General features: G+C 55.4%; 9 protein-coding genes and 1 pseudogene. 8 read left to right on the top strand and 2 right to left on the bottom strand.

Annotated features, from left to right (window positions below):
* Both CLV89_RS21775 and CLV89_RS21780 read left to right on the top strand, forming a co-directional pair.
* Positions 1 to 254 (top strand): integrase core domain-containing protein (locus tag CLV89_RS21775; RefSeq protein ID WP_133166783.1); only part of this gene is annotated, 254 nt, incomplete at its 5' end.
* 175 nt (positions 255 to 429) lie between these two features.
* The gene (locus CLV89_RS21780; RefSeq protein ID WP_106165689.1) at positions 430 to 822 is read left to right on the top strand and encodes an SMI1/KNR4 family protein; all 393 of its coding nucleotides are present in this window, start codon (positions 430 to 432) and stop codon (positions 820 to 822) included.
* Positions 823 to 998: 176 nt separating this feature from the next.
* Here CLV89_RS21780 and CLV89_RS21785 read toward each other — a convergent pair whose 3' ends face one another.
* Positions 999 to 1,718 (bottom strand): helix-turn-helix transcriptional regulator, encoded by a 720-nt coding sequence (locus CLV89_RS21785; protein WP_106165690.1) that lies wholly within the window; start codon positions 1,716 to 1,718, stop codon positions 999 to 1,001.
* A gap of 87 nt (positions 1,719 to 1,805) precedes the next feature.
* Here CLV89_RS21785 and CLV89_RS21790 point away from each other — a divergent pair, with 87 nt between their 5' ends.
* The 4 genes and pseudogenes from CLV89_RS21790 to CLV89_RS21805 all read left to right on the top strand — a co-directional run.
* Positions 1,806 to 2,201: a RidA family protein gene (locus tag CLV89_RS21790; protein ID WP_106165691.1), complete on the top strand. Its 396-nt coding sequence runs from the start codon at positions 1,806 to 1,808 to the stop codon at positions 2,199 to 2,201.
* A gap of 547 nt (positions 2,202 to 2,748) precedes the next feature.
* On the top strand, positions 2,749 to 3,042 hold the full coding sequence (locus tag CLV89_RS21795) for a DUF1330 domain-containing protein (protein WP_165798192.1): 294 nt from the start codon (positions 2,749 to 2,751) through the stop codon (positions 3,040 to 3,042).
* An 11-nt stretch (positions 3,043 to 3,053) separates the two neighbouring features.
* On the top strand, positions 3,054 to 3,854 hold the full coding sequence (locus tag CLV89_RS21800; RefSeq protein ID WP_106165693.1) for a GNAT family N-acetyltransferase: 801 nt from the start codon (positions 3,054 to 3,056) through the stop codon (positions 3,852 to 3,854).
* Between the two features lie 324 nt (positions 3,855 to 4,178).
* Positions 4,179 to 4,475 (top strand): annotated as a pseudogene (locus CLV89_RS21805) (integrase core domain-containing protein); the annotation flags it as partial.
* Positions 4,476 to 4,543: 68 nt separating this feature from the next.
* Here the strand turns inward: CLV89_RS21805 and CLV89_RS21810 are convergent.
* Complete coding sequence (locus CLV89_RS21810) at positions 4,544 to 4,756, bottom strand: hypothetical protein (RefSeq protein WP_133166784.1); 213 nt, start codon at positions 4,754 to 4,756, stop codon at positions 4,544 to 4,546.
* A gap of 828 nt (positions 4,757 to 5,584) precedes the next feature.
* On the opposite strand from CLV89_RS21810, the gene CLV89_RS21815 reads away from it, so the two are divergent.
* Both CLV89_RS21815 and CLV89_RS21820 read left to right on the top strand, forming a co-directional pair.
* A complete protein-coding gene (locus CLV89_RS21815; RefSeq protein WP_106165696.1) occupies positions 5,585 to 5,947 on the top strand; it encodes a Rid family hydrolase in 363 nt (120 codons plus the stop codon).
* A 36-nt stretch (positions 5,948 to 5,983) separates the two neighbouring features.
* A complete protein-coding gene (locus tag CLV89_RS21820; protein WP_106165695.1) occupies positions 5,984 to 6,760 on the top strand; it encodes a methyltransferase domain-containing protein in 777 nt (258 codons plus the stop codon).
* The last annotated feature ends 203 nt before the right edge of the window (positions 6,761 to 6,963 follow it).

Below are 6,963 nucleotides of genomic sequence, written 5' to 3' on the forward strand. Positions count from 1 at the left end.
GTGCCGTGGGCGCGAAGACCGCATTCATTGCCCCGGGATCACCTTGGGAGAACGGCTACTGCGAGAGCTTCAACGCCCGCTTCCGGGATGAGTTATTAAACGGCGAGGTCTTCACCACGCTGCGTGAAGCACAGATCCTCATCGAACGCTGGCGTCGCCACTACAACACGGTTAGGCTCCACAGCGCCTTAGGATACCGGCCCCCAGCGCCCAAAAGCATCGTCCTGATAGACCAAAGGCCGACGATGCATTAACATTCAAATTGGACCACTCGATGGGGGCACATCAGCTGCGTCACGCACCTATGACCTCTTAGGGTGCAGTCAAACGCTCGAGCCTTTGTAACCATAAATCTTGCTAGACAAGAAAAGTCTTTTGCGATCAAGTTCCACTCACGGCAAGTTTAACTCTACGAATGGATCGAGAAGGATGCCGTGGCCAGTTGCTGAGAGTTATGTTGAGGACTGCGAAAGCGCATTGGGCTTCACGTTTCCAGACAGCTATCGAATTTCAATTATGGACCAAAATGGTGGCGTGGTCGTGTGCGACGGCGATACTTGGAATTTGCATCCCATTTGGGACAAGTCGGACAAGAAGCGGCTCAAGAGAACTGTTAACGACGTGGTGCGGGAGACAAGGGCGATGGCCAATTGGACCGGTTGGCCGAGTGATGCCGTTTGCATCGCAGCAAATGGTACTGGCGATGTATTGATATTTTCCGGCCGTTCAATTTCTCTCGATGAAGCTGTTCACCGCTGGAACCATGAAACTGGAGAAACGGAAAAAGTTGCGAAAGACTTTTCCGCACTCCCAAGGGCTTGATACGGTTTTCTAAATTGGAAGTGGTCTTTGACACATCCGCAGCGAAAGGCAGCTTTGTCCGCTCAGCTGACCTTGACCTCCGGTCTCAGTGCCAATTTGGTGTGCTGGCGAGGCGAACGGCGGGTGAGAGCCCAACTTGATCAATGCTGCGAGTCTTACGAATGACCGCTTCGGCGTCACGGCGGCAATTCGCTGTAGGGACAAACATCATCTTCAAATGGTACGTGTCGACGGCGGAAGCTTGTATCCGGAACTGCTTCCGGGTTGCTTATCCTGTCCATGCGGTAATGCCGAAAGTCGTCACGCGCGGGATCCCAGCCGACGAGGTACCATAAGGGTGGCAAGATCAGCATGGCTTGCGGCTCGACCTTGCGTAGGGTCTTGCGGCCTTTTGCATCCCAATAGTCAAAACGAATGAACTGGCGCGCCAAAAAAGCCGTTTCAAACGCGGGCAGCAGGTCTGTGTCCATTTTCCCGATGTCCGACAAATCCTGTTGAGGCGACAATTGGCCGATGTGCAGACACTCGATGAACGCGCGCAGGTCTTTCACTTTGTCTGACGGCAAGGCTTTTTCGATCTTGGCGAGCCCTGCATCGGCAAGTTCGGAGAAAGGCAGATTCCCGGCGGCCCGCATGGCCGCTACACTAATCAGCAGTGCAAACACCTCCGGCACAGACAGCTTGGCTCTCGTCTGCAGCGATTGCGTGTCAAGCTGAAGACCGCCGCCGCGACCGACATCGGAATGGATAACGTAGCCTTCGTCCCGCAGCGCGCTGATATCGCGCAACACGGTTCGGCGGGATGCGCCGACCTCATCTGCAAGGGCGTCAACGGTAGAGGTGCCGTTGCGGCGAAGGGTGCGCACGATGGCGTCATGTCTGGATCTCACGTTCATATTGCTACCCTAGCATTAAAGGTGACAGATTTTGGCACCATTTAGTCTTACACCGATTCCAGCAACGGAAAACAAGGAGATTGCGACATGGAACGGATAGCAGTGAACCCCTGGGATTGGTCGATTAAACTGGGTTACAATCAGGCCGAAGTGATCGACGGCGCGACGCGGCAAGTGATTTGCGCTGGCCAGACCGCGGTGGATAGCAAAGGCGACCCGCAGCACCCTGGTGACATGCGCGCGCAGATAAACCTTGCCCTCGATAATCTGGAGGCTGTTTTGAAAGACGCGGGCATGGACCTGAGCAATGTCGTCAAGCTAGGTATCTATGCCACTGATGTGGATGAAGCGCTGAAGAATTTCGACTTGATGGGCATGCGTTTCGGGCCGCATCAGGTCGCTCCACCGATGACACTCTTAGGTGTGACGCGTCTCGCGATCACCGGATTGCTGTTCGAAATCGAAGCAACAGCAGCAGCCTAGACCAAATCAGAGCGGCCATTGGACGGAGGAACGCTAATGACCGCTCCGTCCCGCATTCCTTCCGCTCGATGATGGTTGGTGGCTGCACTTGCGGCGAACGTCTGCTCCCTCCATTGCTCGTGCAGCGTGGGACCGGCGCGAGGCTCGCAGGTTCCGCGACTTTGCAAATGTCGCTAACTGCGCTTTGCTGACATCTGAGCTGAGCGCGGCATCGCCTTGGTCATCGGAGCTGTTTGAAGGTCCGCTCTCAGGAGATCGTTCGCGCTTGCAGCAAAGGTATCGCTGCACCTTGCATGCATGTCGCATTCGGGCTGACAGCAGTCAACTAGGCCTGTCGATCAGACCGGCGACAGAGTGTTCAGGGTGAAAACCACACGCTGCACCGCCGCAAGTCCGCTGTGAGCCCACAATGTCCAATGCTGCGCCTTGCGTGAATGTCTGGTTTCAAAGACGGTTGAGGGACGCAAGGCGACGACTTCAGTTTGACACTGTCCCGGACGCGGTGGCACACTTCGCGCTGATCCTGTCAGGGGAAAGATTTTGTAGAATGACGGCATTCATAATCGGAAAGATGCAGATCCACAGTCGTGAGTGGATGGACGAATACTTTTCGAAGATCCCGGAAGTTGTCGCACGATATCGCGGGCAGTTTCTGGTCAGGGGCGGCCATCCCGAGAGCCTCGAGGGCGACAATGCGCTTCCTGACGCCGCCTTCATCATCGAGTTCCCAGACCGCAGCTTCGCGAAAGATTTCTGGGGGTCGAAGGAGTTTCAGGCGCTCGCGGTCTTGCGCCGAACTGGTTCATCGCTGAACGCGATCTTGGTCGACAAGCTGGCGTAGAGAATCCGAGAGTGGCGGTTTCTTTCAACCCGTACTACGGTGAACCAAAGATCCAAGTCCTTCAACAAGCCAGAGATGGGCAGGTCGCCGAACTCCTCGACCTGCCTGGCGCAGTGATTCACGCCCGCACTTTTTCGAGCGATGATCCTGCCGCGTTGGGTTGGCATTACCTGCGAAGGATCATGTCGGAAGAAGGACTGGTGACATTGCGAGGTGCCGATGCGGCGACCATTGCAACGGCGAAAACGGAACTGAGCAGCTTTGATCCCAAATTGCATGTGTGGGACCTCTTCATGGCAGACGCTCAGACCATCCGGGACGTCTGCGGAAAAATCATTGACGTGGCGGTTCCCGACGGCTTGACCCGTGTAGATGACGAAGAGTTGACCCCACAAAAGGCCCGCGAAATCCAAACATTTCTTTTGGATCAGGGTGTTTCCCCGTTCTCGACGGATACCCTGCTCGGCCAGCTCTTTCCGGCACGATTGATTGCCTTGCAAAACGCCGAGGCGAAGATTGTCGCCGCCGGTTTCGCGGCCATGACCCACAACCGCCACAGCCCATTTTACAGATCTGCGTGGGTCGGCCTTATCGCGGTCGATCCGGCGCTGCGCGGTCTGGGACTTGGCAAATATATGGACGCGCTTTGCAACCTTGCCGCAGTCACCGAACTTGGAGCGGGGTCGACGATGGAGTTTGTCGCACAAAACAATGCCCCGTCACACGCTATGCTGGAAAGCTGCGGCTTGAGGCAGGTGGACGGGGTTTCGGTTGTTATGTTTTCGACGTCCGCCGACCGTATCACGAAATAGTAGCCACTTTGATCGGGCAGTGCTAACCAATCGCATTCTCGCAAAGCAGACCTTCGCGCAGCTACAGCGAACTGGCGCTCTGTCCCGCGCCCTTGCCGTTCGAAAGTGGTTGGCAACTGCACCTGCGGCAAAGGTCTGCTCTTCTTCGTGCGACCGCGGCATGGACCCCCACTATGCCGCCAGATCTAACGACTTTGCAAAGGGCGCGCTATCTGCGCTTCGGTAACCTTTGAACCAGATGCAGCATCGCCTGGGCCATCTGAGCAGGTTTGAAAGTTAGCTTGCGGGAAGTCTTTCGCGAAGGCAGCAGCGCCTTGGCAGCACTACCTGTCGATCAAATACACAGAACGGTCGGGCGAATCCGGTATCGAGCCCTCTGTTGGCAGCGTTGGAGACAGTTACGACAATGCCTTGGCTGAGACGATCAACGGTTTGTTCAAAGCCGAGGTCATTCACCGCCGCGGTCCTTGGCGCAACTTCGAGGCAGTGGAATACGCAACACTCGAATGGGTGGACTGGTTCAACTACCGCCGTCTGCTTGAGCCCATGGGGAACATTCCGCCGGCAGAGGCAGAGGCCAATTTCTACGCCGCTCCGGAAACTGAGGACATTGCCGCGTAACTAACTGAAATCAGCCTCCGGCAAACCCGGTGCGGTTCACCTAAGGCGCGCAGGGAAGGCCCCAGAAATCAAAAAGCCCCTCGGTTTCCCAAGGGGCTTTTTCGTGGGCGGATCTCTCCGCTGAGTGCTTGGCTCGACAGTGCCGTGCTGGTGATGATGGCCGTTCCGAAATTATTCAAGTTCTCTATGACTGCCTTTTCAGTCCGTTGAAGTTTAGTTGGAGTAATAAGTTCTTGTTCCGTCTCGGTATTCATCTCTGTTTTAGTAAGTTTTGCTACCATAATGGTCTCCTTCTTGTTGAGCTTATTCTTGCGTGGCCGGTCCTTGAAGTAGGACAGGAGGCACATCAGAAAGAAGCCGACTGCGAATAGAACCATCATCGTAAAGCTCGGCACCGGTAACCCGACGACTGTCGAGCGAAGCACTCAGCTTTACCTATATCCCACATCGGCCCAAATCTGTCAATTTATTTAATAATTTCAAATAATTGGTAGGTACAGACCATCTTCGATCCTTAGCGTTCTGTAAAGTGATTTGCCCTGTTGCGTCAGGCAGTTCTCTGCCCAAAGCGTGGCTGATGCTACGAATGCGAGTAGGTTTTGCTCAAGTGGAGCGAATGGCAGCTTGGTCCGCTCACCTCCGTTCCGTGATGTTTGTCTACCGCACCTACGGCAAAGGTCTGCTCTTTCCTTTGCTTGTGCAGCGTGAGACCGCCGCCGGGCTCGCAGGTTTCGTGACTTTGCAAATGTCGCTATCTGCGCTTTGCTGACCTTGGTGCTGACCGCAGCATCAGCCAGGGCCGCCACCGCTTGCTGAACGGCGGCTTTCGGGGAATCTTTCGCGACTGCAGCAGTGCCCCCGCTGTCCCTTGCATGAATGTCGAGTTTGGGCTGGCTGCCGTCATCTAGCGTCTGGGAACTGGTGCGGAAACGCTGCGACCCTGCTGCCGCACCGTCGCATGTCCGCTTCGAGTCCTCTATTACCGATGCTGCGCGATGCAGGAATGTCCGCAATTCCGAAAACTTTGTCACGATTGATCAGATGCGTGTATGCTTTCCAGTAGGGAGGAAGCTCACCAAATGCGCCAGCTCATATCAAACGGAAATCCCATGGAGGAAGTCGTTGGCTTCAGTCGCGCGGTTCGTGTTGGTCCTTTCATTGCGGTAGGGGGAACTGCGCCTGTAGATGCTCAGGGCAAGACAGTTGGGGTCGGAGATGTATTCGCCCAGACCACCCAGTGCTTTGAAATCATCAAGGCCGCTCTCGAACAGGCGGGGTCTGGTCTTCATGACATTGTGAGAACGCGGGTCATTCTGACGGATATCGATGACTGGAAGGAGGCCATTGAGGCGCGAAAGAAATACTGCGTCGATGCCCGTCCAGTCGATACGATCATGGCGGTCACGAGGTTCGTTAACCCGGAATGGTTGGTCGAGATCGAAGTTGATGCAGTTGTTCCCGAAGATAGATAGAGCAAAAGCCCATGTGTATTTGTCGCCGGGTGCCCAATGCTGAGGTTTGACGAGGAAACGACGCGGCTTCTGGATATCGTCTATCAAGGTGCAGATATCACGCGCAGACGACAAGCGTCATTCGACGCTCTTCGTCCCGCAGCGGGCGAAACAATTGTCGACATTGGCTGCGGGAATGGCTTGCTGACATTAGAACTTGCCAGAGCGGTTGGATCAGGGGGCAAGGTAATCGGAGTTGATCCCAGTCGCGACATGCTTGGCCCGGCCAAAGAGCGGTGTAGGGCGTTTGACTGTGTTGGAATCCTGACGGGCACCGCCAATAGTTTGCCAATTGGGACCGGAACAATGGACAAGGCTGTCTCGGTTCAGGTCTTCGAGTATCTTGACGACATCCCCGGAGCAATCGCTGAAGCTAGCCGAGTGCTGAAACCCGGCGGCAGGCTTGTGATCGGCGACATTCATCTCGACAGTCTGGTGTGGTTCAGCGACGAGAAGGATCGTATGGACCGCATGATCGCGTCTTGGGATCAGCATTTCACACAACGCGACGTTCCGGCAATTTTGCCGTCTATCGCGCGAGACGCAGGCTTTATCGTCGAGGGTGTCGCTCCACTAACGACATGTGATCACGAGCTGAAGCCGGACGGGCTTGCGACGATGATGATGCAATTGATGGCCCGATATGCTGTCGACAATAGCCACGTTCCCGCCGAGGAAGCCGCGGCGTGGCTGGCGGAGCAAAAGACATTGGCTGCCCAAGGCCGCTTTTTCTATGCGCTGACACATTTCGTCGTAAGCGCACGAAAGAAGTAGCCATCAACCCGCACCGTACATCATGAGTTTTTTGCAGCGTCGAAATCATTGGTTTTGGCCAGCCGCCCAAAAGCTGTCACTGGCGCACTTGCAGCGAATTGGCGCTTTGTCCTGTGTGGATGGCTCCCTTTTTGCAAGTACCTTTTTCGTGCGTGGCAATTTGTCAGAAGCAGTCTTGTGTTCGGCCTGTTAGCGCGACACAC

Origin of the sequence: Tritonibacter scottomollicae, from assembly GCF_003003215.1 — a bacterium.
GTDB lineage: Bacteria > Pseudomonadota > Alphaproteobacteria > Rhodobacterales > Rhodobacteraceae > Epibacterium > Epibacterium scottomollicae.